Here is a 22,307-nt window from a genome sequence, read left to right as displayed (position 1 = left end):
GGGCAAGTCCTCGTTCCGGCCCGGTCTGAAGCGCCGCTCCGCGGCCGGGGCCCACGACCCGGTGCCGGAGGCGATGCCCGGCCTGTACGACGACCCGTTCACCGATCCCGGCACCGGCACCGGCACCGGTCCGGGCACCGGGGAGTTCACCGCGCCGGAGGCCGCCCGGTCCTGACGCGCCCGCGGCGGCCACCGGCCGGGCGCGGCCACCGCGTACGATGCCCGGCCATGAGCGCGCCCGATCCCGCCGTGCCCACGCCCGTGCCCCGGAGGCGACCGTCGCCGCCGGGGCACGGGCGGCTCGCGGTGCCCGCCGCCGTCGCCCTGGGCGGCGCGCTCGGCAGCGCCGCCCGGTACGGCGCGCTGCGGCTGTGGCCGGTGCCCGCGCAGGGGTTCCCCTGGACCACACTGGCCGTCAACGCCACCGGCTGCGCGCTGATCGGGATCCTGATGGTGACGGTCACCGAGGGCCGCCGCGTGCCGCATCCGCTGGTGCGGCCGTTCCTCGGCACGGGCGTGCTGGGCGGGTTCACCACGTTCTCCGCCTACGCCCAGGACACCGAACGGCTGCTGTCCGCCGGGCGCCACGGGCCCGCCCTCGCCTACGCCGCCGCGACCCTGCTGGCGGCGCTGGCGGCGGTGTGGCTCGCGGCGGCGGCCACCCGCCGGCTCCTGCTCCCGCGGAGGTCCCCGTGAAGCCCGTCCCGACAGCGCGGCTGACGCTGTACGTCACCGAGGCCGACACCTGGCGCCACCGCCCGCTGTCCGCCGAGATCGTCCGGCGGGCGCACCGGGCCGGGCTGGCCGGGGCGAGTGTGTTCCGCGGCGTCGAGGGATTCGGCGGCACCGGGCGCGTGCACACCGCGCGGCTGCTGTCGCTGAGCGAGAACCTGCCGGTCGCGGTGGTCATCGTGGACGAGGAGGAACGGGTCCGCGCGTTCCTCCCCGAACTGGCGGAGCTGGCGGACGCGGGCATCGGCCTGGCCACGGTGGAGGAGGTCGAGGTGATCCGCTGGTGAGCTGGCTGCTGGTGCTGGTGGGCGGGGCGGCGGGCGCGGTGCTGCGCCATCTGACCGACCGGGCCGTCACCGCGCGGCACGGGACCGTCTTCCCGTGGGGGACGTTCACCGTCAACGTGGCCGGCTGCGCGCTGATCGGCCTGCTCACCGGCGCGGTCGCGGCGGGCGCCGCCCCGGACGCGGTGCGGCACTTCCTCGGCACCGGACTGTGCGGGGCGCTGACGACGTACTCGACGTTCTCGTACGAGACCCTGCGGCTGGCCGAGGGCGGCGCCCGGCTGCTCGCCGCCGTCAACGCGCTGCTGAGCGTCGGCGCCGGTCTCGGCGCGGTGTCCGCCGGAGTGGCGCTGGCGGGGGCGGTGTGGGGCTGACGGCCGTGGGGCTGACGGCCCGGCCGGGCGCGGACCGTGATGTCATGGGACCCGCAAGGCGAAATGTCTGTCATCGGGAAAGAAGGCGTGAGAGTTCATGAGCACGCACTACGACGTCGTCGTCCTGGGCGCGGGCCCCGGGGGCTACACCGCGGCCGTCCGGGCGAGCCAGCTCGGCCTGCGGACCGCGGTCGTCGAGGAGAAGTACTGGGGCGGTGTGTGCCTGAACGTGGGATGCATCCCGTCCAAGGCGCTGCTGCGCAACGCCGAGCTGGCTCACCTGTTCACGCATGAGCGCGCGACGTTCGGCATCCGCGTCGAGGGCGAGGTCAGCTTCGACTACGGCGAGGCGTTCGCCCGCAGCCGGAAGGTGGCCGAGGGCCGCGTCAACGGCGTGCACTACCTGATGAAGAAGAACGGCATCACGGAGTACGACGGGCTCGGCACGTTCACCGACCCGCACACCCTCCAGGTGGCGCTGACGGCCGGCGGCACCGAGACGGTGACGTTCGACCACTGCGTCATCGCCGCCGGCGCCACCACCCGCCTGCTCCCGGGCACCTCGCTGAGCGACCGCGTCGTGACGTACGAGGAGCAGATCATGACCGGCGAGCTGCCGGGCAGCATCATCATCGCGGGGGCGGGCGCGATCGGCGTCGAGTTCGCGTACGTGCTGCACAACTACGGCGTGAAGGTGACGATCGTCGAGTTCCTGGACCGGATGGTGCCGCTGGAGGACGCCGAGGTCTCCAAGGAGCTGGCGCGGCAGTACCGGAAGCTGGGCATCGAGGTCCTCACCTCCACCCGGGTCGACGGGATCGACGACTCCGACGCGTCGGCGCCGGTGCGGGTGACGGTGACGGACGGCAAGGGCCAGCAGCGGGTGCTGGAGGCCGACAAGGTGATGCAGGCCATCGGCTTCGCGCCCCGGGTGACCGGCTACGGCCTGGAGAACACGGGCGTGGCGCTCACCGAGCGCAACGCGATCGCGGTGGACGGCCGCTGCCGGACGAACGTTCCGCACATCTTCGCCATCGGTGACGTCACGGCGAAGCTGATGCTGGCGCACGCGGCGGAGTCCATGGGCGTCGTGGCGGCCGAGACGATCGGCGGCGCGGAGACGATGGAGCTGGACTACGTGATGATCCCGCGCGCCACGTACTGCCAGCCGCAGATCGCCAGCTTCGGCCTGACGGAGCAGCAGGCGCGCGAGCGCGGCTTCGACGTGAAGGTCGCGAAGTTCCCCTTCACGGCGAACGGCAAGGCGCACGGCCTCGGCCAGCCGTCGGGCTTCGTGAAGGTGATCAGCGACGACCGCCACGGCGAGCTGCTGGGCGCCCACCTGATCGGGCCCGAGGTGACGGAGCTGCTGCCGGAGCTGACGCTGGCCCAGCAGTGGGACCTGACGGTCCACGAGGTGGCCCGCAACGTGCACGCCCACCCGACGCTGGGCGAAGCGGTGAAGGAAGCGATCCACGGCCTGGCCGGTCACATGATCAACATGTGACCCCCGGCTGACGCCACCACGGACGGCCCGCCCCCGGGCAGCGGGGGGGGGGGGCCGTCGCGGTCGTCAGGGGTCCGGCTCAGCCCGGGCAGCCGGGGTGGGGCGCGACGCCGAAGGCCGTCAGGATCGTCTCGGTGTACGCGGCCGGGTCGGTGGGGGTGTGCGGGGTGGCGCGGAGGGCCGCCGTGCCGAGGTAGGTGGCGTACCCGGCCGTCGCGTAGTGGCGGGCGGTCTCCGGGGGGTGGCCCAGGTCGGTGAAGGCGGATTCGAGGACGGCCAGGCGGCGGCCGGTGACCCGGTGGGTGACCTCGCGTATCAGGGGGTCGGCGGTCTCCGTCAGCAGCCGCAGCGCCAGGTCGCCGCGGCCCGCCAGGTCGCCGCGGCCCGCCGGGTCGGCGAAGGCGTGGCCGACCAGGCGGCGGAGGCGTTCGGCCGGGGGGAGGGCGGCCAGCCAGGGGAGGACCTCGTCGGTCTGGACGCGTTCCCAGCGTTCCAGGGCGGCGGCGAGCAGCGCCCGGCGGTTGTCGAACAGCCAGTAGAAGCTCGATTTCGACGCGCCGAGGCGGGCGGCGACCGGTTCCACGGCGACGGCCGCCGGGCCGCCCTCGGCGAGGGCGTCGAGGGCGGCGGCGGCCCAGTCGTCGCGGGTCAGACGGGCTGTTCTCGGCATGGGGCCACCCTGGGTCGTGGAATTTTCGGTGAACGGCGGCGGACCTTAGCATTCTGAACGGCCACGTCCAGAACGGTTCGCGCCGTCCACGGCGTCCCGGGCCGGCGCCGGCCCGGCTCGGGCCAGGAGCAGCGCCTTGCCGAGGACCTCGCGGTTCTCGGTCGCCGCGTGGGCGTCGGCCGCGCGCTCCAGCGGGAACGTGTGGCTGATGTGCGGCCTCATCCGCCCGGCCGCCGCCTCCACGGCCTCGGCCGTTCGCCGCACCGACTCCGCCGGGGAGAGCTGGAGTTCGGCGATGCCCGTAAGGGTGATGTGCCGACGGGCCGCATCCGCCGGGTCGATGGGCGCGAACGAGCTGCTGGGCGCGCCGTGCGCCGAGACACGGGCGCCGCCCGCCGCCACCGCGCACGCCGCCCGCCCGATCTCGCCGCCCGCGCGTCCTCCCACAGCACCTCCACCCCGGCGCCGCCCGTCGCCTCGCGCACCGTGTCCGTCCAGCCCGGCGCGGTGTCGTCGACGGACCACCTCCGCGCCCAGCTCCCGGACCAGCGCCGGCTTGCGCGCGAGCCGCACGAGCAGCAGGCCCATGCCGCCGCCCGCCGCCGTGATCAGCACCCACTCCCCCGGCTCGACCCCGGCCGGACCGAACAGCGCCATCGCCGTCGTCCCGTCGCGCACCAGCGCCGCGGGTGATGACGGCCCGGCCGGTCCGGGCCGGATCGGCACCCGGACCGGTGGCGGTGACGTGCCCGCCGACGCCGACGCCGCCCGGCACGTACGGCGGCTCCACGGGGAACCAGGCGCGCGCGTGCCCGCTCCTGATCCGGGTCGCCACGAAGATCGTGTCCACGGCGGCCACCCGGACCACGACCTGCCCCTCCGCCGGCTCGGGGTCGGGCGCCTCCGCGGGCACCAGCACCTCGGGGGCCGCCGAACTCCGTCACTCGGATCTCGCGCGTCACAGGGACCTCGCTTCTCGGCTCGGGCTGCCGGCGCGGTGGCGCCGGTGGACCCAGCGTTCAACCTCAAGTGGAGTTGAGGTCAAGCGGAGCCGGGCAGGGGTTGCGATCAGCCAATCTGGATGTCTAGTATCCAGATTATGCGGATGAGCGAGGGCGTCGAGTGGGCCCTGCACAGCTGTCTGAACCTCACCTGGGTCGAGTCGGGCGAGGCGATGACGGCGGCCAGGCTGGCGGCGTTCTACGACCTGCCGCCCGCCTATCTGAACAAGCAGCTCCAGGCGCTGGCGCGGGCGGGCATCGTGACCTCGACCCCGGGGCCGCGCGGCGGCTTCCGGCTGGCGCGGGCGCCCCGGGACATCACGCTGCTCGACGTGGTCACCGCGATCGAGGGCACGAGCGAGGCGTTCCGCTGCGACGAGGTGCTGCGGCGGGGGCCGGGCGGCCGGGAGGACGTGGACTACCGGAAGACGTGCGCGATCTCCCAGTCCATGCGGCGGGCCGAGCTGGCCTGGCGCCGGGAGCTGGCGGGGCAGACGCTCGCGGACATCAAGGAGGTCGTCGAGAGGCGGCACCCGGACACCCCCGCGAGCACGCGCCGCTGGTTCGCCGAGCGGCGGCCCTGAGGGGCCGGACGCGGGGCCGGACGCGCGACCACAGAGCACCTTGCGCCGAAATTCTGGACAAAAAAGATCCTGGATAGCCGGGAACGAGCCAAAGGACCCGGAGAACGAGAAGGAGAAGGACATGCAGACAGCACGGATCGCACTGCGCAAGCACGTGGCCGAGGGATACCGGGGGCTGCTCGCCGCCGAGACGTTCCTCAACGGCGGCGGCAGCGGCGTCCCCCGCGGCACCCTCGACCTGGTCCGGCTGCGCGTCAGCCAGATCAACGGCTGCGCGTTCTGCGTGGAGATGCACTCCCGCGAGGCGCGGGAGGCGGGCGAGACGGACCGGCGGCTGCACACGGTGACGGCGTGGCGGGAGACGCCCTACTTCACGGCGGCGGAGCGGGCGGCCCTCGCCCTGGCCGAGGCGGCGACCCGGATAGCGGACAACCCGGAGGGCGTCCCCCAGCCCGTCTGGGACGAGGCCGCCAGGCACTACGACGAACCGGCCCTGGCCTCCCTGGTCCTGGCCATCGCCGCGATCAACGCCTGGAACCGCCTCAACGTCGCCACCCGCACCCCGGCCCCGGAGGCCGCCTGAGCGACCGGCCCGGCCCCGGCTACGGCTGCTGCTCGATCTCGTCGTGGAGGCGTTCGCAGACGCGGCCGAGGATGCGGGAGACGTGCATCTGCGAGATGCCCATCCGCTCCGCGATCGCGCTCTGCGTCATCTCGCAGAAGAACCGGAGGTAGAGAATTTCCTGTTCACGTTCGGGAAGCTCGCGCAGCCGGGGCCGGACCGCCTCGCGGTACACGATCTGGTCGTAGCCCGGCTCCGGCTCACCCAGGGTGTCGGCCAGCGTGTAGCCGTCGCCGGTGCTGGTCAGCTCCGCGTCCAGGGACAGCGGCCGGAAGCTCTCCAGCGCCGCGATCCCGTCCTCGACCTCCTCGCGCGTCAGCCCGCTGCGCTCGGCCAGCTCCCCGACGCCCGGCTGCCGGTCGTCCACCCGGCAGTCCAGCTCCTGGCGGGCGGCCCGCACGCGGTTCCGCAGCTCCTGCGTGCGGCGCGGCACGTGCACGCCCCACAGGTGGTCGCGGAAGTGCCGCTTCACCTCGCCCACGATCGTCGGGACGGCGTAGCTCTCGAACGCGCACCCGCGCCGCGGGTCGTACCCCTGCACGGCCTTGACCAGGCCCAGTGCCGCGACCTGGGCCAGGTCCTCCTGGCTCTCGCCGCGGTCGCGGAAGTTCCGCGCGAGCCGGTCGGCCATCGGCAGCCAGGCCCTGACCACCTCCTGGCACAGCCGCTCCCGCTCCGGCCCGTCGGGCAGCGCGACGATCCGTTCGAACTGGCGGGTGGTGTCCGGCGCGTCGTGGTGCGGGTGCGGGGTGCGGCGCCGGCGGTGGTGGGGGCGCGGCCGGGGCCGGACGGCTTCCCCGGCGCTCGTGGTGGTCCTCATGACGCATACTCCCAAGGAGTCGACGGCAGGGTCCGCGAGAATGCCTTTTATGTGCTTTTCGTCCTGAGCACTCCCTTCCCTTGCCCCGCCCCGGCACGGGTAAACGGGCACCCGCCCGGGAAACCCCTCCGGTTGCCCGGCGGTCGGTGCGGAAGCAAAGTGGGAAGGAGACGCGCGCCGACCGCGCCGAGGAGGCGAGCATGGACATTCTGGTACTGATCGGACGCATTCTCTACGTCATGGTCTTCTTCACCTCCGCGGCCGGCCATCTGACCCAGACCGCGGCGATGGCGGGCTACGCGCAGTCCAAGGGGGTGCCCGCCGCGAAGGCGGCGGTCCTCGGGACCGGCGTGCTCCAGGTGGTCGGCGCGCTGAGCGTGCTGCTCGGCGTCTGGGCCGACCTCGGCGCCCTGCTCCTGGCGCTCTTCCTCCTCCCGACGGCGCTGCTGATGCACGCGTTCTGGAAGGAGACCGACCCGGGCTCCAAGCAGAACGAGATGATCCACTTCTTCAAGGACATCGGGCTGGCCGGGGCGTCGCTGATGCTGTGCGCGCTGATCGCCTTCGCCGGTGACGAGCTGGGCCTGACCCTGACCGGCCCGCTCTTCGACCTCGACTGAGAACGCGACAGAGGGGGCGGCCGGGAGCGGGCGGAACGGCCGGGGCCGTTCCCCCCGCTCCGGCCGTTCGGCCCGCTCCGGCCGTTCCGGACAGCGGCACGGGGGGTGGGGGGCGCGCGGGAACCCGCCGGGTGGCACACTTCGTTCCTTCTGCGACGAAACGCGACTGAGGGGCGCCGCCGGTGAATCTCCTGGACCTGCTGCTGCTGGTGGCGGTCGCCCTGGCCGCCGTCTCCGGGTTCCAGCGCGGCCTGATCGCGGGCGTGATCTCGCTGGCCGGCTTCGTCGGCGGCGCCTGCCTGGGCGTGTGGCTGCTGCCGTTCGCCGTGGAGCGGATGACTCCCGGGTCCGCGTCGGCCACCATCGTCGCCCTCGTCGTCGTGCTGGTCCCGGCCGCCGTCGGCCAGGCGCTGACCTGGCCGCTGGCCGTGCGGCTGCGCGCGACGCTGAAGCGGGCGCCGGCGCGCTGGGTGGACGGCGTGGGCGGCTCCCTGTTCAACGCGGTGGCGGCGCTGCTCGTCGCCTGGATCGTCGCCAGCGCCCTGGTCCCCACGCCCTCCCCCGGGCTGAACCAGGCGGTGCAGGACTCCGCGGTGCTCGGCGGCGTGCAGGACCGGATGCCCGCGCAGGCGCCGACGTGGTTCAGCCGGGCGACGAGCGCGCTGACGGACGCCGGGTTCCCGCAGGTGTTCAACCCCTTCGAGAACGATCCGACCGCCGACGTCCCGGCGCCCTCCGGGGACAACGTGACGCGGGCCGCCGTCGCCGCCGCGCAGTCGTCCACGGTGAAGGTCACGGCCAGCGCCGGCTTCTCCGGCCACGAGGGCAGCGGCTTCGTCTACGCGCCCGAGCGCGTGATGACCAACGCGCACGTCGTGGACGGCGCGTCCGTCACGGCCGTGCAGGTCGGGGGTGTCGGGCAGCGGCTGGAGGCGGAGATCATCCTCTTCGACCCGGACACCGACGTGGCCGTGCTGCGCGTGCCCGGGCTGGACGCGCCGACGCTGGACTTCGCGGGCGACGCCACGCGGGGCGACCCGGCCGTCGTGGCGGGCTATCCGGAGGACGGCGGTCTGGACCTGCGCGCCGCCACGGTCGCCGGGCGGACGGCGGCCCAGGGCCAGGACATCCACGGCGACAGCGTCGTCACCCGCGACATCTACGCCGTCCGCTCGCTGGTCCGCCCGGGGAACTCGGGCGGACCGCTGCTGACGACGGACGGCCAGGTCTACGGCATGGTCTTCGCCCGTTCGGTCACCGACGCCGAGACGGGGTACGTGCTGACCGCCGACCAGATCCGCCGCCACGCCGAACAGGCCGGCTGAGCCCCCGCGCGCCGCCCCGGTGCGCCACCCGCGCGCGCCGCTCACGGCCCGCCGCGCAGCAGCGCCTCGACGGCCGCCGCCGTCCACTGCCCGGCCGCGCCCGGGCGGCTCGCCAGGTAGGCGGCGGCGCGGGCCGCGCCCCAGCCGTGCGCGGTGATCAGCCCCGCGCCCAGGTGCCGCAGGTACGCGGCCGAGGGCGCGTTGCCCGGCACGTCCCGGCTGCCCCACGGCGCGGTGAAGGTCAGCACCGGGAACCCGTCGCGCCGCCCGGCGAGCACCAGCGTCTCGTACCGGCCGGGACCGAGCCGGTCGCGGCCGACGGACAGCACCCGGCCGAGGTCGAGGTCGGTGCCCGGCTCCCGGCCCATCTCCTGGGCGGCGATGTCGGCGAACTGCCCGGCGGTCAGCAGGTGCGCGTGCGCGAACGCGACGCCGGGCGCCGCCGGGTCGAGGAACGCCCGCCCGCCCGTCCACACCGCCGACTCGGTCGCGAAGTACAGCACGCCGGGCAGCGTCACCGGCGCCGAGCGGATCGGCGGGCGCGGGTCGCGGCAGCCGGGGTGGGCCCGCAGGCCGCCCGGCGGAGTGCCGCCGCGCAGATAGCGGTTCAGCCGGTCCAGATGCATATTCGACCCATACGCCGCATACCACACGCGTGTTGCGGAAAGCGCCGGTGACCCTTCGAAGAACTCTTCGATTGCGCCCGTCAATTGCCGCGTCCTCCCCGGATACTCACTCGCGTCACCCCACCGTCCGTCCCGGGAGGAATCGTGACATTCCCCAGCCGTCGCCGTGCCATCGGGGCCGCCGCCGTTCTCGCCGCCGGGCTCGCCGGCGCCTCGGCCCTGCCCGCGCGTGCCTCCTCCGCCTCCTCCGGCGGGAACGCCGTGCCGCTGCGCCGCGCCCACGCCCACAACGACTACGAGCACGACCGCCCGCTGCACGACGCGCTCGCCCACGGGTTCACCAGTGTGGAGGCCGATATCTGGCTGAGGGACGGGCAGTTGCTCGTCGCCCACGACGAGTGGGAGCTCGACCCGAGCCGCACCCTCGAAGCGCTGTACCTGGACCCGCTGCTGGCCCGGGTCAGGGCCAACCACGGCCGCGTCTACCAGGGTTACGAGGTGTCGTTGCAGCTCCTGATCGACATCAAGAACACCGGCGAGGCCACCTACCGCGAACTCTCCCGCCGCCTGCGGCCCTACCACGCCCTGTTCAGCAAGGCCATCGGCGGCCGGGTGCACACCCGCGCGGTCACGGCCGTCATATCGGGCGACCGCGCCGCGCGCGGGCCGATGGAGGCCGAGCGGATCCGCCACACCTTCTACGACGGACGGCTGGACGACCTGCTCGCGGCCCCGCCCGCGCCCGCTTCGTTCATCCCGCTGATCAGCTCCAACTGGAACACCAGCTTCACCTGGCAGGGCATCGGCCCGATGCCCGCCGCCGAGCGGGAGCTGCTGCGCCGCATCACCGGCACCGCGCACGCGCGCGGGCAGCGCGTGCGGTTCTGGGCGACGCCGGACCAGCCGGGCCCGGCGCGCGAGGCGGTGTGGCGCGAGCTGGTCGCGGCGGACGTCGACCACCTCAACACCGACGACCTCGCCGGACTGGCCGCGTTCCTGCGCGCCGACGACCCCGACGCCGAGGCGCCGTAGCACGCTCGCGGAACAGTCCGGGCAGGCCCGCGGAACGGTCAGAACGACCGGGCGGGCAGGTCGTCGATCCAGGCGTAACGGGTGCCGCGCCCCTCGGTGGAACGCAGCTCGTACAGGCCCTCGGCCTCCTGAGCCGCCAGCATCAACGGCAGCGGCACCCGGCCCGTGATGACGACGTCCACTGTCCGGCCGTCGCGTGGGCCGCCGTCGAACCGGACGCGGATCACATGGTGCTCAGCCATGTCCTCCACGCTAGCCGGTGGCCCACGCACCCGCGCCGCCCGCAAGAGCGGTATGGAGAACGGGAGTCGGAATTCCGCCGGGGCCGCCCGCCGGGAGAGACGTCACCGCGCGGACCCCGGCATGCCGGCGGCCCGGCGGCGGGTGCCCCGGCCGGGCGGCCGGGCGGCGGCGGCCCGCGGGCCGGCCACCACGAACGCCGCGCCCAGGGGGTCGGCGACGGAGGCGGTACGGCCGTGGGGGCCGTCGGACGGCCCGTCCAGCAACCGGCCGCCGAGGCGGCGGACCGTGGCCACGGCACGGTCGCAGTCGGTCACCGCGAAGTGGACGGCGATGTGCGGCGGCACCTCGTCCGGGGTGTCCGGCGGCATCCGCAGCCGCCCGGCGACCGGTGAACCGGCGACGTGCCACAGCATGTGGTCCCCGCCGCGCGGCTCGGGGAGCCGCTTCGCCTCGAACGGGAAGACGGCCGGGAAGAACGCGTCGGCCGCGTCCGGGTCGCGGGTCACGATCTCGGCCCAGCGGAACGTGCCGGGTTCGCCGCGCCTGCGGAACCCCTGCTGCTGGCCGCCCTGCCAGACGGCGAACGGCACGTCGCCCGGGTCACGGGCGAGCAGCATGCTGCCGAACTGGCCGATCTCCAGGGGCTCCATCAGCAGCGAGCCGCCGTGGTCCAGGACCCGGTCGGCGGTCGCCTTGATGTCGGGTGTCGCGAAGTACAGCGTCCAGGCCGGGGGCTCCTCCTGCCACGGCAACTGCGGCACCACCGCGCCGACCGGCTCCCCGCACGAGAACGCCTGCGAGTAGAAGCCGCCGTGCTCCGCCGCGCCCTCCGCGAACGTCCAGCCGAACAGCTCGCCGTAGAACCGTTTCCCCTCCCTCGGATCCGGCAGCGTGACGTCGACCCAGCAGGGAGTGCCCTCGGGGAAGTCGGACATGACCCGTGCCCCTTCCGTGTCTGCGGCTCGTCCGGCGCGCGGCGGACCACTGGTGTCAACGCCCCGGGCCGGGCCGTGGTCACGGCGGTCACCCGCGCGTGCCCCGCGCGGGCGAAATCACCTCGGGGACTCCTGCTTTTCGCCGCCGGGCCCCTCGCGCGTCACCCCGCTCGGTGAGTGTGCTGAGCCAGGCCCTGTGGCCCCGCGACACCGGACCACAGGACGGCCCCCAGGCACGTCAGCAAGGACAGCACCACGCCATGGACACCAGCGCCCCCGTACCGATACCCCCGGCGCGCCCGCGCCGCCGATCCTTCCTCCAGCTCGCCGGCGTCTCGTCGGCGGCCCTGCTGTCCGGCATGGGCGCGCCCGGCACCGCCGAGGCCGCGTACACGGGCGAGCCGCTGCCCGCCGGCTACCCGTTCTGTCTCGGCGTCGCGTCCGGCGACCCGGCCGAGGACGGCTTCGTGCTGTGGACGCGGCTGGCGCCCGATCCCCTGGCGCTCGACGGGCACGGCGGCATGCCGCCCGCGCCGTTCGACGTCCGGTGGGAGGTGGCCGAGGACGAACGGTTCGCGCGCGTCGTGCGGCGCGGGCACGCCCTGGCGACGCCGGACCTGGCCCACGCCGTGCACCCGGAGGTGCGCGGCCTGCGGCCCGGGCGGCCGTACTTCTACCGCTTCGCGTCCGGGGACCACATCAGCCCGGTCGGCCGGGTGCGGACGACGGCGGCGCGCGGCACGACGCCGCGCGCGCTCACCTTCGCCACCGCCTCGTGCCAGGCGTGGTACCAGGGCTGGTTCGGCGCGTACCGGCATCTCGTCGCGGACGACCCGGAGGTGGTCTTCTTCCTCGGCGACTACGTCTACGAGTACGCCATCACCCCCGCCGCCCTGTGGCGGCGCGGCGCCGAACCGGGCGAGGGGCACGACCGGGAGACCGAGACGCTGGAGGAATACCGGGTGCGGTACGCCCTGTTCAAGAGCGACCCGGACCTCCAGGCGGCGCACGCGGCGACCGCGTTCGTGATCACGCCCGACGACCACGAGGTGCAGAACAACTACGGGGCCGACACCTCCCGGTACGGCGTCCCGCCCGAGGACTTCGAGCTGCGCCGGGCCGTGGCGTACCGGGCGCTGTACGAGAACACGCCGCTGCCCAGAGCCGCGCTGCCGGTCGGCGGCCCCGACGCGCGCCTCCACCGGCGGCTGACGGCCGGGGACCTGGCGTCGTTCAGCGTGCTGGACACCCGGCAGTACCGGGACCCGGGCGGCGACGACCTCCTGGGCCCGGCCCAGGAGCGCTGGCTGCTCGACGGGCTGCGGCGCTCGGGCGCCCGGTGGAACCTGCTGGCCCAGCAGGTCGCCGTGATGCGCGTCGGGGACGACCGTGTCGACCAGTGGGACGGCTTCCCGGCGTCGCGGCAGCGGCTGCTGGACACGTTCGCGGACCCGGCCGTCGCCAACCCGGTGGTGCTGACCGGCGATACGCACCGGGCGATCGCGGCCGAGCTGCACACCGACTTCGCGGACCCGGAATCGCCCGTGGTGGCCACCGAGTTGGTCACCACGTCGATCGCCTCGGACGGGGACGGCGCGGAGACCGACAAGCACGCGGCCGACTGGACGCGGCACCCGTGGGTGAAGTTCTACCACGCGCGCCGGGGTTACACGCTCTGCCGCCTCACGCCCACCGAACTGACCGCCGACTACCGGGCCGTTCCGTACGTCCAGGCGGACGGCGACGCGCCCGTCTCCACCGTCGCCCGTTGCGTCACCGAGGCCGGCCGTCCCGGCCTGGAGAGGGTGAGCTGACATGGCTCTCGGTACTGTCACCGCTCACGACGTCGGCGCGCTGCGCGCCACCGGCCGGGTGGCCGCGATCGACCTGCGCTGGGACCGGGCGCCGTGGGAGCCGCTGGTCGACCACTACGCGGTGTACGCGGCGCGCGGCCGGGCGCCGGAGGCCGAGCCGTCCGCGCTGATCGCCAAGACGGTCTACCCGCGCTTCACCCACACCGTGCTCGGTCCCGAGGCGGTGACCTGGCAGTACCGGGTGGTGACCGTGCACGCCTCGGGCGAGCGCGGACGGCTGTCCGGGGTGGTGTCCGCGACCACGGTCGCCTCGTACGCCACGGGCCGGCCGCTCGCGGTGGTCGGCTCGTTCGACCACAAGGGCGTGGAGTTCGCGCTCGCGCCGAACGGCAACGCCCGCTACCTGGCGACGTTCCCGAACGGCGTGGACTACCGGTACGGCGTCAGCCGCCCGGAGACGGACTGGCCGTACCTCCATCCCGGCCCGGCCGACGCGTGGGCGGGCCGCCGCGCGCACCTGTTCACGCTGCGCTTCGAACTGGACGCGGCCCCGGACCCGGCGGCCCGGATCGGGTTCGCGCTGTGGTCGACCGACGCGCACGCCACGATCCCGGGCACGGGCGTCCTGGCGGTCAACGGCGCGGAGATCACCACGATCGCCTTCGAGGGCGGCGCGACGAAGGGCTCGCTGGAGGCCGACGCGACCCGCCCGAACACCCCGCTGAAGCCGTCGTTCGTGGAACTCCCGCTTCCGGCGGGGGTGTTGCGGGCGGGCGAGAACCTGCTGACGCTGGAGAAGACGGAAGGGTCGTGGCACGCCTACGACGCGATCGGGGTCTTCGCGGCGGGGTGACGCCGCCCGGCGCGGGGCCGTGATCCGGAGGCATGGGGATACGGTGGGCCGGGTAGCCAGGGGGGCGGCGACCGAATTGTTATGGGTGCATTTCCGCGCGAGGTCGTTAGGCTGTTCCCTACCCAGGGGTAAACAACCGTCGGATCGGGAGCCATGGATACCTGCAGCGCCTGCCACCGGGATCTCAACGGCGCCGCGATATGCCCGCACTGCGATGAGTCGCGCGCCTCCGCGGTGGCGGAGGAAAGGCCCGGGGGGACGCCGGTCCCCGGATCCGGGGCGCCGGCCGCGCCGGCCACCGAGGTGCTGGAGGGCACGACCGTGTCCCGCGGCGGGGAATCGCCCGACCTGCCGCCCGGGGCGACCCCGGTCCCGGCCAAGGGCATAGCCCCGCCCCCGCCGGAGGAGACCGGCTACCCGGTGGCGTACGACGGCGAGGCGGTCGTTTCCTTCTCACCCGACGGAACGATCGGCCCGCTGGCCCCGATGTCCGACTCCCCGGCCGACGCGCCCCACGGCGCCTTCCCCGAGGAGACGACCGCCCCCCTGCCCGGCGCGGTGCCTCCCTTCGTGCCTCACGAGACGGCCGCGTTCGGGACGGACGGGACGGCCGTCTACGCGGCCGACGGGATGCCCGTTTTCCCGCCCGACACCACGACCGCGTACCCGGCCGACGGCACCACCGCCGCGTACCCGCCCCACGAGGCGGCCGACCCGGCGGCGCCCGCGTTCCCCGGCTTTCCGCCCGTCGCCGCCCACGACCCGGCCCTGACCGGGATCCTCCCGGACGACGAGCCAGACCCCTGGGGCCTGGACGCGGCCATCGAGGCCGACCGCGCCGCCGAGGCCGCCGCCGCCGGAGCGGAGGACGACGAGGACGAGGAGCGCCCCTCGCGCAGCCGCCTCCTCTACATCGGCCTGCTGTGCGGCGTTCTGCTCGGCATCGTGTTCGCCCGCGCCGACGAGATGCCGATCTCGATCAACGACGAGGCCAACGGCGCCGACGTGACGCCCTCGGACTCGCCGTTCCCCTCCCCGTCGTGGACCGACCCGCCGACGAGCTCCCCCTCGGAGAGCGACGAGCCGTCGACCACCCCCGAGGAGTCGGAGGCGGCGCAGACCGAGGCGGAGGACGGCGCCGAGCAGAACGGTCCCACTCCGGATCCGGTCGCGCCCGCGCCCGAACAGCCCGCCGGGTCCGGTGACTCCGGCGGCGGCTCGGGCGGATCCGACTCCTCCGACCCGGACCCGGTGCGGACCACGCCGCCCGCGCCGCGCGAGGACCCGACCAGCGAGTCGCCCCAGCCGCCGCCCTGGGAGTGGCCCGACCAGAACGGCGACTGCTCCGTCGAGTGGGACGCCACGTGCTACTGGGATCCGCCCGCGGAGAACTGATCCGGTCCGGTCGCCGGCCCCTTCCCGCCCCTCGCCCGTCGGTTTCCGGTCACGGGTTCGTCCGGTCCCGCAGCTCTTGCGTCGCCGGGCGAGGCATTCCGGCCGTTCTGGCGCGGGGTGTTGATAGCGCGCCCGCACACCGGTCATTCTCGGATACACCACAACCCCCCACGCCCCCCGATTGACCGACGGAAGAGGTGTGCGTTGCTGGTGACCGAGTTCCGGACGGACGATGTGCCGTCGACGGAGCGGTTCGACCTCTGGTACGACTCGATGACCCGCTCGGTGCTGCCGTTCGAGCTCCGCAGCGACCACCGCGACGACTTCCGGGCGAGCGGGCGGGCGCTGGACCTGGGCCCGGTACAGATATCGACGGGCTCCCACCCGCCGCTGGAGGCCCTGCGGACCCCCTCGGTGATCCGGCGGTTCGGCGCCGAGAACCACCAGATCCTGCTCGCCGTCGAGGGAGACCACTGGATCGCCCAGGACGGCCGGGAAGCCGTCATCCGGCCGGGCGAGCTGGTCCACTTCGACACCGCGCGGCCCTGGCACGGCCGGGCCTACGCCGACCGGCACCCGATCCGCGAGGTGCTCGTGACGTTCCCCCGGGCGCTGCTGCCGTTCCCCGACAGCAGCCTGGCCCGGCTCTCCGCGCGGCGCGTGCCGGGCCGCGAGGGGATGGGCGCGCTGCTGTCGACCTTCCTCACGCAGGCGCTGGCCAACGCCGCGCACTACCGGGAGACGGACATCGGCCGACTGGCGAAGCTGACCATCGACCACCTGACGGCCTGGTACGCGCACCTGCTCGGTGCCGAGGACGAGGTGCCGCCGGAGACCGGGCGCACCGTGCTGCGCAGGCGGATCCACTTATTCATCGAGCGGAACCTCGGTGACCCCGGCCTCACCCCCGCCGCCATCGCCGCAGCCCACCACATCTCGCTGCGCCGCCTCCACCAGCTCTTCAACGAGCAGGGCCGGACGGTCGCCGCCCACATCCGCGAGCGGCGCCTGGAACGCTGCCACCGCGACCTGGCCGACCCGGGCCTGCTGCGCCACCCGGTCCGGTCGATCGCGGCCCGCTGGGGCTTCACGGACGCCGCACACTTCAGCCGCGTCTTCCGCTCCGCCTTCGGCATCTCGCCGGGCGCGTACCGGCACCTGGCCATGCGGCAGGGACGGCCGCCGGGAACGGAGGACGACGAGCGGTAGCCGGCGGGCGCTCAGAACTCACCGGACGGGCTCTCCCCGTCCGGTGTGCTGAAGCAGGCGGACACGGTCGTGATATCGAGCCGTGACCGGTCGCTCCCGCCCACGGCGAGGGTGATGTCCACGGCGTATTCAACGCTCTTGCTCTCGAACAACAGCCGGGGCGAGTTGTAGGCGTCGTTGATCTCTTCCTCGACCACAAGCTCCCAGCCCTCGTCCAGAAGCCCCTGCCGGAGGTTCGCCATCCCCTCCTCCAGCGTCGCGTCCGAAACCTCGGCGATCGACCACGGATGCCGCATCCGGTACAGGCGCTCCTTGTCGGGATCGGCCGGACAGGTGGAGACTCCCGGCCCGGGTTCGCTCACCCATCCCTGGATCCCCGTCATGTCGAGGAGATGGCTGGAGAGTTCACGGGCCTCGACCCGGGCATCGTCCACCGACTTGACCGACGGCGTGTAATCGAGCTCCGGCGGCTCACCGGCCATGCCGGAACACCCCGCGCAGAGCACCACGACCAGCACCAGACCCCGCCTCATGCCCGTCTCACTTCGCCGAAGGCCGCTCAGTACTCACCGGCCGGGCTCTCCCCCTCCGGCGTGCTGAAGCAGGCGGACACGGTCCAGACGTCGAGCCGTGGCCTGTCCCCGCCTCTCCCGGCGAGGGTGATGTCCACGGCGTATTCAACGCTCTTGTTCTCGAACAACAGCCGGGGCGAGTTGTAGGCGTCGTTGACCTCCTCCTCGACCACAAGCTCCCAGCCCTCGTCCAGAAGCCCCTGCCGGAGGTTCGCCATCCCCTCCTCCAGCGTTTCCACTGGAACCTCGGAGATGGACCAGGGATGCCGCATCAGGTACAGACGCTCCATGTCGGGATCGGCTTCGCAGACGGAGACCCCCGGCCCGGGTTCACTCACCTGACCCTGTATCCCCGTCATGTCGAGAAGACGGCTGGAGAGTTCCCCGGCCTCTACGCGGGCATCGTCCACCGACTTGACCGTCGGCGTGTAGTCGAGCTCTGCCGGATCATCGGTCATGCCGGAACACCCCGCACACAGCACTACGGTCAGCACCAGACCAGCGAGTTCCGCCCGCCTCTTCCCCCACCATTCACCCCGTCTCATTCACGTCTCACTTCGTCATAGAGTCCGGCGACCACTCGGGCCTGGTTCTTGAGGCTTTCGGAGCCGTCGTCCCAATACCCGCTGTGCCCGCTCGTGTTCGTGAACATTCGATTCGCGCCAAACTCTTCCTCCGACGGCACGACTCCCGGCATTTGATTGTCGAAAGGACCAAGAAGGTTGACTTCCGGCAGGTCGACACCGAATATGCTCTCTACCACCCCGGTTGCCGGACCCGCCGTGCCGATTCCCGGATCCGGGACAGGAATGCCGAGCACCGTATCCGTGTCGCCGCCGCCCAGAAAGGGCCCTCCGAGAGCCGGAACCGGATCTCCCTCGGCCGCCATGGCCCACACGTGATCGCTGCCGACGCCGAGATCGTCCGCACTGTCGACCAGCATGCCCGGACTGCCCGCGACGACGATGTCGTCGGCGCGGATCGAACCTTCCTGCGTGGCCGCCCCTATCACGGTGCTTCCGTAGCTGTGGCCGATGAGCGTGGTATGGCTCGCACCGCTCCCGCCCTGCGCCGCTTCCAGCCCCTCCGTGAACCGCAAGAGCGCGGGAGCGGCGTCCTCCGCGTAAAAGGCGCGGCTTGCATCGGGCAGCAACGAGTCACCGGCCTGGAACGGGAATGCGTTGTCGGGCGCCTCATAACCGATCCACGTGATGGTGGAGACCTGTTCGCCCGGCGCCACCATGCTATTGGTCGCCTGCCAGGTGGTGACCATCCGGTGGATGTCACTCCCGGCCGAGGTCAGGCCGGAGCCGGTTCCCGGCACGTACACGGCGGTGTGGTCGGCGGTGTCGGGGTTACCGTTGGCCAGAATGAACTGGCCTTCCTGATCGTCCACGCGGATACCGAGAAGATATGCCTCGGGCAGGTTACCGCCACCGATAAGATTCAGGCGGTCCTGAATCGCATGCATGCCCGATAACTGACTCCTCAGCCTTTCCTCGTCCGCCGCGATCTCCTCCAGCCGTGCCTGCCGGACCATCGCCTCGGTCCAGGACTCGCCCTCCACCGGCGTGGACAGGGCCTCGGCCTCGGCGGAGAGGCGGTCGATCTCCTCGGAGACGCGGGCCTGTTCCATGCGGAGCACAGCCCGGTTCGCCTGGTCCCGTGCTTCGGACGGCAGGCCGTCGAGGGCGCCGACCTCGGCCGGGAAGAGAGCGACCATGGCGGCCTGTTCGTCCGGTGTCAGGCCGTCCCACCACGCGCGGTTCTCCTGGGGTGTGGCTCCCTGGGGGACGAGTCCACCGTCGATTCCGGTCGCGCCCGTCACGGTCGCCACGTCCTGCTGGGCGTCCGTCCACATCTCCGGCGAGACTGCCCCGTCGGTGGTCGACAGCTCGCGCAGGGCGGCGGTCATCTCCTCGTCCACCTCCTCGGCCCGGCGCAGCGCGCGGCCGATCTGATTGGCCAGGATCTGCGCCGCCTCGCCGTGCGGGCCGGCCGTACCGGTGATGGTGGAGGCGAAGTGGTCCGGCAGGGACGACGGATATGCGGTGCCCGCCTCGTAGGTGGTCTCTCCGTCGCCCTCCGGGGCCAGGGGGAGAAGGGCACCGTCCACCGTGGTCGCCGGGTAACTGACGCTGCCGTCCTCTCCGACCCCGTAGCCCCTGCCCTCCGCTTCCTCCAGCGCGTTGTCCAGTTCCCGTTTGATCTCGGCCATCCGGTCGACGAGGGACTGGAGAGTGACCCCCACCAGGGCGCACTGCAACCGGGCGTACTCGCAGCTCTCCGCCAACGACACCAGCCGCTCACGCGCTGTGTCGACCGTCTGTCCGCTCCCACTGGCCAGGTCCGCCAGCATCCGCTGGCTGATGAGGTCCCGGGTGTCCTCCGCCTCCCGGCTGGCCCGGTTCCAGGCGGCGGCATTGGTCTGTAACCACGCGGTCGGAACGTCACGGAGCTGGGAAACGGTGATCACCGGCCGGTCTCCTCGGTGAGCGGCTGGGCGACCGTGGACAAGTCGGCCCGGATGTCCGCGTCGATCGCCACGAAGAGGCCCGCCGCGGCGCCGAGGGCCTCGGTCATCGTGACGCACTCCTGGCGCATGCCGGTGAGCCGGGACTCCCAGCTGGCCGCGACCCGTTCCAGTTCTCTGAAGGAACGCAGCGGGGCGATGATCGCCACCGGTCCGGCCTCCTCGCCACGGACGGCCCCGAGTGCTCTGTCCAGCGACTCCACCAGGGTCCCCGAGGTGCGGGCGAGTTCCTCCAGCGTCTCCGTATCGACGTCGAGGTCGGCCCAGTCGTCACCGCCCCCGCCCCCGTCCGAGTTCAGACGCGTCCGGACGTCCGCTTCCTCCACCCTGACTCTCCCCCCACGCGCGCAAGGACGCCGCGATCCGAATGCCGCCGAGTATGCGAGATCTGAGCAGACGTCAGGTTAGCAAGGGAGCATGGCGCCCACCATGGCAGACGAACGCGGACCGGGAGCCACCGGCGGACACGCCACCGTGGATGTGCCGGTGCCCCCTGGCGCCAGTCCGACGTCGTCGCGGGCCCGGCTCACCGGAGCGGACGAACGCCGTCGCTCTCACGACGACCGGCCGCGGAGTCTGGCGGCTTGGGCGCGGTTGCGGAGGGGGACGCCCCAGGCTTTGAAGTGCTTCGTCAGGTAGGGGGCGGACACGCCGTGGTCGCGGGCGAGGGAGTTGAGGGACCGGCCCGCCCGGTAGAGGCGGATCAGCTCGTCCTTGGGCAGCTCGGGCATGCGGCGGGTCACAGGTGGAACCACACCGTCTTGCCCGGCCCCGGAGCGTGGCGGCAGATCGCCCACGCGCGGGCGCAGTGCGCCAGGAGGTGCAGGCCGCGTCCGTACTCGTCGTCGGGGGGCGGCAGTTGGTCGGGAACCTCGGGGTCGCCGGGGGCGCGGTCGTAGACCTTGACCTGGAGGTGCCCCTCCGGGGACCAGAAGGCGTGCATGTCGACGGGCGGCGGCGTGCGGCAGTTGAGTGAGGCGGAGATCGCGTTGCTCACCAGCTCCGAGGTCAGGAGCACGGCCATGTCGATGAGTTCGTCATTGACGACCTCGACCGAGCGCAGCGCGGTTCGGACCGCCTGCCGGGCGTTGCGCACCCAGACCGGATGAGCCGGAAAGTGCAGAGCGAAACCGGCGGTCCCGGACCGCACGGGGACAAGGCACATGCATCACTCCTGAGTTGACCGGCCCGTGGCTCGCCCGCCGTCAGAGGTTGACGGCGGGTGCACTTCGGACGCACGACGATCGAAGGGGGTTTCAAGCTAGAATGGATCTCTTGAAAGCGCAACGCCCTGCGGCCAGTTCACTCCGGTGGGTGACAGCGGCTTGATCCCGCAAGCACGTGCGGCAGACTGGGGCCAGTCTGTAAGGAGGACGATCATGGGACTGCGCGGCAAACCCAGTCAGCGTCAACGTCGTTTGGGCGCTGAGCTGCGGCGGATGCGCGAGGACGTCGGGCTCACGGCCACCAAGGCGGGCGCCGAGATCGGCCTCAGCGCAGCCCACCTGAACCACATCGAGGCGGGCCGGACGTCGATCTCTCCCGAGAAGATCAGAGCTCTGGCGGCGTTCTGCGGTTGCAAGCAAGAACGCCTGATCGAGTCACTGATCACGATGAGCCAGTCCAACGGACGCGGCTGGTGGTCGGAGTACGACCGCACACCGCACAACCAGGCGGCTCGGGATCTCGCCGAGTTGGAATCGATGTCCGTACGGCTCCGGGCATTCCAGTGGGTCAACGTGCCCGGGATGCTTCAGAGTCCGGAGTACATGCAGGCGCTGTTCAAGGCTGGCCATCCGGACATGCCCGCCGAGATCCGGGAGCAGTTCGTCGCCTTCCGACTCCGACGGCAGCGGTTGCTGACCGACGCGAAGCCACCTGAGTACCACGCCGTGATCCATGAGGCGGCTCTGCGTATGCAGTTCGTTGGCCGGGACGTGATGCGACGTCAGGTTGAGCACCTCATCGAGATGGCCCGGCTCCCGAACGTGCGGATCCAGGTCCTGCCGTTTCGCACGGATGCCTACCCGGGCGGCTTCGGTTGCTCGTTCGTCTGCTACGACGCGGCTGTTCCCGAACTCAGCACGGTATACGTCGAGCATCCGGCGTCGACGCCCTTCGTGACCGACCAGGCCAACTTGGCTCAGTTTTCGGAAGCGTTCACTCAGCTCAGCGCTGTTGCCTTGCCTCCTCTCGCTCTCGACGCGAGGAGTAACATCCCCGTGCGGAGGGACTCACTGGGACTGATCCAGCACCTGATGTACGACCTGTGAGAGGGATATCAATGGCCGGGCTTGAGTGGCACAAGTCCACGTTCAGCGGCCCGGACGGGAACAAGGAATGCATCGAACTGGCGGCCCGGGCCAATGCGCTCCTCATCCGGGAGAGCGACGAGCCGGAGACAGTCCTCACCACCGACTCGAAGCGGCTGGCGGCCCTGCTCGCCGCCGTGAAGGCAGGGCGTATCGCGTCATGAAGCTCAAATCGCAGAGGTCCGGCCACAAGCTCAAGCTGTGCGGCAACGATGCCCAGAACGGCCGGAGTCGCGTAGCGGGT

The 22,307-nt window shown here is 72.6% G+C and carries 27 protein-coding genes; 15 read left to right on the top strand and 12 right to left on the bottom strand.

Translation table 11 applies throughout. The annotated features are described in order from the left end of the window. Window positions 1-228: 228 nt before the first annotated feature. The 4 genes from crcB (ACSNOC_RS12850) to lpdA all read left to right on the top strand — a co-directional run bounded on the left by crcB (ACSNOC_RS12850) (window position 229) and on the right by lpdA (window position 2,897). Window positions 229-696, top strand: a complete 468-nt coding sequence (crcB, locus tag ACSNOC_RS12850; RefSeq protein WP_436747506.1) for a fluoride efflux transporter CrcB — start codon at window positions 229-231, stop codon at window positions 694-696. Then, entirely contained in the window at window positions 693-1,019 is a 327-nt protein-coding gene (locus ACSNOC_RS12845; protein WP_436747505.1) for a DUF190 domain-containing protein, read from the top strand. Before crcB (ACSNOC_RS12850) ends, ACSNOC_RS12845 begins: the two co-directional genes overlap by 4 nt. Continuing rightward, the gene (gene crcB / locus ACSNOC_RS12840; protein WP_436747504.1) at window positions 1,016-1,390 is read left to right on the top strand and encodes a fluoride efflux transporter CrcB; all 375 of its coding nucleotides are present in this window, start codon (window positions 1,016-1,018) and stop codon (window positions 1,388-1,390) included. Before ACSNOC_RS12845 ends, crcB (ACSNOC_RS12840) begins: the two co-directional genes overlap by 4 nt. A 97-nt stretch (window positions 1,391-1,487) precedes the next feature. Beyond that, the gene (gene lpdA, locus ACSNOC_RS12835) at window positions 1,488-2,897 is read left to right on the top strand and encodes a dihydrolipoyl dehydrogenase (protein WP_436747503.1); all 1,410 of its coding nucleotides are present in this window, start codon (window positions 1,488-1,490) and stop codon (window positions 2,895-2,897) included. Window positions 2,898-2,976: 79 nt separating this feature from the next. Here the strand turns inward: lpdA and ACSNOC_RS12830 are convergent, their stop codons facing one another. Continuing rightward, entirely contained in the window at window positions 2,977-3,567 is a 591-nt protein-coding gene (locus ACSNOC_RS12830; protein WP_436747502.1) for a TetR/AcrR family transcriptional regulator, read from the bottom strand. A gap of 45 nt (window positions 3,568-3,612) precedes the next feature. After that, on the bottom strand, window positions 3,613-4,245 hold the full coding sequence (locus ACSNOC_RS12825; protein WP_436747501.1) for a zinc-binding dehydrogenase: 633 nt from the start codon (window positions 4,243-4,245) through the stop codon (window positions 3,613-3,615). A gap of 427 nt (window positions 4,246-4,672) precedes the next feature. Between ACSNOC_RS12825 and ACSNOC_RS12820 the strand changes: the two genes are divergently transcribed. Both ACSNOC_RS12820 and ACSNOC_RS12815 read left to right on the top strand, forming a co-directional pair. Continuing rightward, entirely contained in the window at window positions 4,673-5,152 is a 480-nt protein-coding gene (locus ACSNOC_RS12820) for an RrF2 family transcriptional regulator (RefSeq protein ID WP_436747500.1), read from the top strand. 121 nt (window positions 5,153-5,273) lie between these two features. Continuing rightward, window positions 5,274-5,735 (top strand): carboxymuconolactone decarboxylase family protein, encoded by a 462-nt coding sequence (locus tag ACSNOC_RS12815; protein WP_436747499.1) that lies wholly within the window; start codon window positions 5,274-5,276, stop codon window positions 5,733-5,735. A 19-nt stretch (window positions 5,736-5,754) separates the two neighbouring features. Here ACSNOC_RS12815 and ACSNOC_RS12810 read toward each other — a convergent pair whose 3' ends face one another. After that, window positions 5,755-6,594, bottom strand: a complete 840-nt coding sequence (locus ACSNOC_RS12810; RefSeq protein ID WP_436747498.1) for a SigB/SigF/SigG family RNA polymerase sigma factor — start codon at window positions 6,592-6,594, stop codon at window positions 5,755-5,757. A gap of 200 nt (window positions 6,595-6,794) precedes the next feature. Here ACSNOC_RS12810 and ACSNOC_RS12805 point away from each other — a divergent pair, with 200 nt between their 5' ends. Further along, window positions 6,795-7,214, top strand: coding sequence for a DoxX family protein (locus ACSNOC_RS12805; protein ID WP_436747497.1), 420 nt, complete (start codon window positions 6,795-6,797; stop codon window positions 7,212-7,214). A gap of 182 nt (window positions 7,215-7,396) precedes the next feature. Then, entirely contained in the window at window positions 7,397-8,539 is a 1,143-nt protein-coding gene (locus ACSNOC_RS12800) for a MarP family serine protease (protein ID WP_436747496.1), read from the top strand. Between the two features lie 41 nt (window positions 8,540-8,580). Here the strand turns inward: ACSNOC_RS12800 and ACSNOC_RS12795 are convergent, their stop codons facing one another. Beyond that, window positions 8,581-9,165, bottom strand: coding sequence for a histone deacetylase (locus tag ACSNOC_RS12795; protein WP_436747495.1), 585 nt, complete (start codon window positions 9,163-9,165; stop codon window positions 8,581-8,583). Between the two features lie 144 nt (window positions 9,166-9,309). Between ACSNOC_RS12795 and ACSNOC_RS12790 the strand changes: the two genes are divergently transcribed. Further along, window positions 9,310-10,197, top strand: coding sequence for a phosphatidylinositol-specific phospholipase C/glycerophosphodiester phosphodiesterase family protein (locus tag ACSNOC_RS12790; RefSeq protein ID WP_436747494.1), 888 nt, complete (start codon window positions 9,310-9,312; stop codon window positions 10,195-10,197). Window positions 10,198-10,235: 38 nt separating this feature from the next. Here ACSNOC_RS12790 and ACSNOC_RS12785 read toward each other — a convergent pair whose 3' ends face one another. Next, window positions 10,236-10,439 carry a hypothetical protein gene (locus ACSNOC_RS12785; RefSeq protein WP_436747493.1) on the bottom strand — a complete coding sequence of 68 codons (204 nt, stop codon included), beginning with the start codon at window positions 10,437-10,439 and terminating at the stop codon, window positions 10,236-10,238. A 102-nt stretch (window positions 10,440-10,541) separates the two neighbouring features. After that, window positions 10,542-11,375, bottom strand: a complete 834-nt coding sequence (locus tag ACSNOC_RS12780; RefSeq protein WP_436747492.1) for a VOC family protein — start codon at window positions 11,373-11,375, stop codon at window positions 10,542-10,544. Between the two features lie 260 nt (window positions 11,376-11,635). On the opposite strand from ACSNOC_RS12780, the gene ACSNOC_RS12775 reads away from it, so the two are divergent. The 4 genes from ACSNOC_RS12775 to ACSNOC_RS12760 all read left to right on the top strand — a co-directional run bounded on the left by ACSNOC_RS12775 (window position 11,636) and on the right by ACSNOC_RS12760 (window position 16,646). Further along, window positions 11,636-13,189 (top strand): alkaline phosphatase D family protein, encoded by a 1,554-nt coding sequence (locus ACSNOC_RS12775; RefSeq protein WP_436747491.1) that lies wholly within the window; start codon window positions 11,636-11,638, stop codon window positions 13,187-13,189. A gap of 1 nt (window position 13,190) precedes the next feature. Beyond that, complete coding sequence (locus ACSNOC_RS12770; RefSeq protein WP_436747490.1) at window positions 13,191-14,042, top strand: polysaccharide lyase family protein; 852 nt, start codon at window positions 13,191-13,193, stop codon at window positions 14,040-14,042. Window positions 14,043-14,195: 153 nt separating this feature from the next. Next, window positions 14,196-15,437, top strand: a complete 1,242-nt coding sequence (locus ACSNOC_RS12765; RefSeq protein WP_436747489.1) for a hypothetical protein — start codon at window positions 14,196-14,198, stop codon at window positions 15,435-15,437. Between the two features lie 210 nt (window positions 15,438-15,647). After that, window positions 15,648-16,646 (top strand): helix-turn-helix domain-containing protein, encoded by a 999-nt coding sequence (locus tag ACSNOC_RS12760; RefSeq protein ID WP_436747488.1) that lies wholly within the window; start codon window positions 15,648-15,650, stop codon window positions 16,644-16,646. An 11-nt stretch (window positions 16,647-16,657) separates the two neighbouring features. On the opposite strand, the gene ACSNOC_RS12755 is transcribed toward ACSNOC_RS12760, so the two are convergent. From ACSNOC_RS12755 to ACSNOC_RS12730, 6 genes are all read right to left on the bottom strand, one after another. Continuing rightward, window positions 16,658-17,164 (bottom strand): hypothetical protein, encoded by a 507-nt coding sequence (locus tag ACSNOC_RS12755; RefSeq protein ID WP_436747487.1) that lies wholly within the window; start codon window positions 17,162-17,164, stop codon window positions 16,658-16,660. A 41-nt stretch (window positions 17,165-17,205) separates the two neighbouring features. Further along, window positions 17,206-17,676 (bottom strand): hypothetical protein, encoded by a 471-nt coding sequence (locus ACSNOC_RS12750; protein ID WP_436747486.1) that lies wholly within the window; start codon window positions 17,674-17,676, stop codon window positions 17,206-17,208. A gap of 83 nt (window positions 17,677-17,759) precedes the next feature. Then, complete coding sequence (locus ACSNOC_RS12745) at window positions 17,760-19,694, bottom strand: alpha/beta hydrolase (RefSeq protein ID WP_436747485.1); 1,935 nt, start codon at window positions 19,692-19,694, stop codon at window positions 17,760-17,762. Beyond that, a complete protein-coding gene (locus ACSNOC_RS12740) occupies window positions 19,691-20,077 on the bottom strand; it encodes a hypothetical protein (RefSeq protein WP_436747484.1) in 387 nt (128 codons plus the stop codon). The genes ACSNOC_RS12745 and ACSNOC_RS12740 overlap by 4 nt, the downstream gene beginning before the upstream one ends. Before the next feature lie 228 nt (window positions 20,078-20,305). Continuing rightward, on the bottom strand, window positions 20,306-20,494 hold the full coding sequence (locus tag ACSNOC_RS12735; RefSeq protein WP_436747483.1) for a hypothetical protein: 189 nt from the start codon (window positions 20,492-20,494) through the stop codon (window positions 20,306-20,308). Beyond that, window positions 20,491-20,916, bottom strand: a complete 426-nt coding sequence (locus ACSNOC_RS12730) for an ATP-binding protein (protein WP_436747482.1) — start codon at window positions 20,914-20,916, stop codon at window positions 20,491-20,493. Before ACSNOC_RS12730 ends, ACSNOC_RS12735 begins: the two co-directional genes overlap by 4 nt. 214 nt (window positions 20,917-21,130) lie before the next feature. On the opposite strand from ACSNOC_RS12730, the gene ACSNOC_RS12725 reads away from it, so the two are divergent. Then, window positions 21,131-22,024, top strand: a complete 894-nt coding sequence (locus ACSNOC_RS12725) for a helix-turn-helix domain-containing protein (protein WP_436747481.1) — start codon at window positions 21,131-21,133, stop codon at window positions 22,022-22,024. 11 nt (window positions 22,025-22,035) lie between these two features. Continuing rightward, entirely contained in the window at window positions 22,036-22,227 is a 192-nt protein-coding gene (locus ACSNOC_RS12720) for a DUF397 domain-containing protein (protein ID WP_436747480.1), read from the top strand. Window positions 22,228-22,307 lie beyond the last annotated feature (80 nt).

This window comes from Streptomyces sp. URMC 129 (assembly GCF_051386415.1).
In the GTDB taxonomy this organism is placed as follows: domain Bacteria; phylum Actinomycetota; class Actinomycetes; order Streptomycetales; family Streptomycetaceae; genus Streptomyces.
The sequence above is the reverse complement of the archived record's forward strand: the minus strand, read 5'-3'. Positions and strand labels throughout refer to the sequence as shown.

Coding starts and splice junctions, on each gene's coding strand:
- crcB (WP_436747506.1), top strand. CDS start 229: ATGAGCGCGCCCGATCCCGCCGTGCCCACGCCCGTGCCCCGGAGGCGA.
- lpdA (WP_436747503.1), top strand. CDS start 1,488: ATGAGCACGCACTACGACGTCGTCGTCCTGGGCGCGGGCCCCGGGGGC.
- ACSNOC_RS12830 (WP_436747502.1), bottom strand. CDS start 3,567: ATGCCGAGAACAGCCCGTCTGACCCGCGACGACTGGGCCGCCGCCGCC.
- ACSNOC_RS12820 (WP_436747500.1), top strand. CDS start 4,673: ATGAGCGAGGGCGTCGAGTGGGCCCTGCACAGCTGTCTGAACCTCACC.
- ACSNOC_RS12815 (WP_436747499.1), top strand. CDS start 5,274: ATGCAGACAGCACGGATCGCACTGCGCAAGCACGTGGCCGAGGGATAC.
- ACSNOC_RS12810 (WP_436747498.1), bottom strand. CDS start 6,594: ATGAGGACCACCACGAGCGCCGGGGAAGCCGTCCGGCCCCGGCCGCGC.
- ACSNOC_RS12805 (WP_436747497.1), top strand. CDS start 6,795: ATGGACATTCTGGTACTGATCGGACGCATTCTCTACGTCATGGTCTTC.
- ACSNOC_RS12795 (WP_436747495.1), bottom strand. CDS start 9,165: ATGCATCTGGACCGGCTGAACCGCTATCTGCGCGGCGGCACTCCGCCG.
- ACSNOC_RS12785 (WP_436747493.1), bottom strand. CDS start 10,439: ATGGCTGAGCACCATGTGATCCGCGTCCGGTTCGACGGCGGCCCACGC.
- ACSNOC_RS12780 (WP_436747492.1), bottom strand. CDS start 11,375: ATGTCCGACTTCCCCGAGGGCACTCCCTGCTGGGTCGACGTCACGCTG.
- ACSNOC_RS12775 (WP_436747491.1), top strand. CDS start 11,636: ATGGACACCAGCGCCCCCGTACCGATACCCCCGGCGCGCCCGCGCCGC.
- ACSNOC_RS12770 (WP_436747490.1), top strand. CDS start 13,191: ATGGCTCTCGGTACTGTCACCGCTCACGACGTCGGCGCGCTGCGCGCC.
- ACSNOC_RS12765 (WP_436747489.1), top strand. CDS start 14,196: ATGGATACCTGCAGCGCCTGCCACCGGGATCTCAACGGCGCCGCGATA.
- ACSNOC_RS12750 (WP_436747486.1), bottom strand. CDS start 17,676: ATGACCGATGATCCGGCAGAGCTCGACTACACGCCGACGGTCAAGTCG.
- ACSNOC_RS12730 (WP_436747482.1), bottom strand. CDS start 20,916: ATGTGCCTTGTCCCCGTGCGGTCCGGGACCGCCGGTTTCGCTCTGCAC.
- ACSNOC_RS12725 (WP_436747481.1), top strand. CDS start 21,131: ATGGGACTGCGCGGCAAACCCAGTCAGCGTCAACGTCGTTTGGGCGCT.
- ACSNOC_RS12720 (WP_436747480.1), top strand. CDS start 22,036: ATGGCCGGGCTTGAGTGGCACAAGTCCACGTTCAGCGGCCCGGACGGG.